Annotated in this window: 3 protein-coding genes; all 3 read right to left on the bottom strand. The window is 70.1% G+C overall.

Going from position 1 to position 2,444, the window contains the following annotated elements:
- A partial coding sequence (locus A5691_RS23810; RefSeq protein ID WP_197696196.1) for a WXG100 family type VII secretion target occupies positions 1–155 on the bottom strand: 155 nt, incomplete at its 3' end.
- Between the two features lie 161 nt (positions 156–316).
- Complete coding sequence (locus A5691_RS23815; protein WP_067890234.1) at positions 317–1,474, bottom strand: PPE family protein; 1,158 nt, start codon at positions 1,472–1,474, stop codon at positions 317–319.
- A gap of 59 nt (positions 1,475–1,533) precedes the next feature.
- Positions 1,534–2,427: a PE domain-containing protein gene (locus A5691_RS23820; RefSeq protein WP_068266807.1), complete on the bottom strand. Its 894-nt coding sequence runs from the start codon at positions 2,425–2,427 to the stop codon at positions 1,534–1,536.
- Between the last annotated feature and the right edge of the window lie 17 nt (positions 2,428–2,444).

Raw genomic sequence — 2,444 nt, forward strand, 5'->3', positions numbered from 1 at the left:
GTCGCCTGCGCCTGGCCGCTCCAGCCCGAGCCGGCGATGTTCATCGAGGACGCCCACATCTTGCGGGCCTCGTCCTCGACCGTCTGGGCGTGGACCTCGAAGCGGCCCGCCATCGCACGCATTTCGTGCGGGTCAGTCATAAAACGTGTTGCCATGTTTCTTTCTCCTTGTCTTTCAAGCCTTCAAACTCGAAGTCTTAACAGTTGCAATTGATGCGGTGGTGGCCGCGTTATGGACAGATTACGACCTACCGGTTAACTGATCGCCTCAAACGGGTGACATGTACCCCCTTATTTCCCGTACCGGTATTCCGACATCAGACGACAACCTGCTTGGGCATGACGATCGGCTTGAAGCCGTATCGCGGCCCGGCGCCGTAGGCACCGGCGCCCTTGGCAGCGCCCGCCATGCCGGGCATGCCGGGCATCGCGGCGACCGGCTCCGCCTCGGCCGCGGCCGTCCAGCCCGAGCCCTCGAGCGGGGCGGTGGAGGAGGCCAACGACGTCGCCGGGGCGGCGGCGTTCCAGCCGGCCGGCACCGACAGCCCGCCGACCGCGGAGGCCTCGCCGAGGGCGGCCGACGCTCCCGCGCCCGACACCGAGCCCACCATCGTGCCCGGCACCAGGCCGCCGGCGAGCGGCGTGACGGAATCGGTGAGCGCGAACGGGATCGACGGCACCGTTCCGAGGGTGTGCCCCAGCGACACGGCCGTCGGGATGGTGTTGCAGACCCACCATGCCGCGGTGTTCACGGCGCCGTTGATGCCGTTGAGCACCGACGGCGTGCCGAGGAAGTTGTCAATCGAGCCCAGGATGCCGTCAGTCGTGAATGGCAGGCTGGGCGCGGCCAGGGCCGCGTTGGAAACGGGAGCCAGCGCCTGGATCGTGCCGCCTGTCGAGTCAGCGGCGAGGGCGGTGCTGTCGGCGGCCGCGGCGGCCCCAGGGTTGGTGGTCGAGGTCAGCGGCGTGACCGGCGTCAGCACCCCGGCCGCCGCAGAGGCGGCCTGGTAGGCGGCCATCATGGCGGCGTCCTGGGCCCACATCGCGGCGTACTGAGCCTCGGTCGCGGCGATCGCGGCCGAGTTGACGCCAAGGAAGTTGGTCGCCACGAGCGTGGCCAGGAGCGTCCGGTTGGCGGCGATCACCGGCGGCGGAACCGTCGCCGCGAACGCGGCCTCGTACGCGGCCGCAGAGGCCGTGGCCTGTGCGCTGGCCTGCTCGAGCGTCGTGGCCGTCTCGGTCAGGTACGTGATGATCGGCTGGGCCGCGGCCGCCGCCGCCGCCGATCCGCCACCGGTCCAGTTTTCGGTGGTCAGCAACGAGACGATTGACTCCCACTGGGTCGCGGTCGCGCTGACCTCGGCGGCCAGGTTGGCGTATGAGGCCGCGGCGGCCATCAGCGGCCCGGCGCCGGCGCCGGCGTACATGAGCGAAGAGGTGATCTCCGGGGGAATTGCTGCAAAGTCAAGAACCATTTGGGTTTCCCGCTCCTTTGTCTTTAGAAATTCGAGGTTTCGAGGGCAATGACGAGGGACTAGACGGTCGCCGGTTTCGGCATGACGATCGGTTTGACGCCGTAGCGCGGAGCGCCGAAGCCGGCGCTGTTGCGTGCCGCGGCGCCCATGCCCGGCATGCCCGGGATGATCGTGCCGGCGCCCGCCTGCGGGGCGGCGGCGGTCCAGCCCACCGTCTGCAGCGGTGCGGCGCTGGTGCCGACCACCGGGGTGGCGGGAGCGGCCCAGCTCGGCGGCACCGACAGTTTGCTGACCATCGTGGCCGAGCCCATCGAGGCCATCGGCGCCGCGCCGATGCCGGCCATGCCGCCGCCCGCCATCGGCGCCGTCGTGTCGGCGAGGCCCGCGGCACCGGCCGCCGAACCGGCGGCGTCGGCGGCGGAGGTGTCGAGCAGGCCGCCACCGGCCAGACCCAGGAGGTCCGAACCGGCCGAGGCCCAGTTGCCGAAGCCGATGTTGCCGATGTTGGCGCCGTTGCTCGACAGCCCGAAGATCCCGCCGAGCATGTTCGGGTTGGTGCCGTTGCCGGTGCTACCGAGCAGGTATGCCAGCCAGTCCAGCGGGGTGTTCGACGGCGTGGCGGAGGCGGCGGCGGCCGGCGACGCGGCGCTCGACAGCGCGGCCTGGCTCGCGTTGATGGCCTCGGTGTCGCCGTAGCTGCCGGAGCTGATGCCCAGGGTCTGCGCGTAATTCTCCAGCAACGCCTGCGCCTCGGTGGCGATTGCCTGGTACTGGGTGCCGTACGCCGAGAAGATCGCCGCCTGCTGGGCCGACACCGGGTCGGCGGCGGCGGGAGCGATGACCGTGGTCGCCGCTGCGGCGCCGGCGTTCTGCGCCGCCAGGTTGGTGTTGATCCCCGACAGCAGCTGCTCTGCAGCGAGCATCTCTTCGGTCTGTGTTGTCAGAAATGCCATCGATTGCTCCTAATGTT

This window comes from Mycobacterium sp. E183, assembly GCF_001667735.1.
In the GTDB taxonomy this organism is placed as follows: Bacteria; Actinomycetota; Actinomycetes; order Mycobacteriales; family Mycobacteriaceae; genus Mycobacterium.

Bases quoted from the DNA above. Each gene is read 5' to 3' on its own strand.
- A5691_RS23815 (WP_067890234.1), bottom strand. From the start codon at position 1,474: ATGGTTCTTGACTTTGCAGCAATTCCCCCGGAGATCACCTCTTCGCTC.
- A5691_RS23820 (WP_068266807.1), bottom strand. From the start codon at position 2,427: ATGGCATTTCTGACAACACAGACCGAAGAGATGCTCGCTGCAGAGCAG.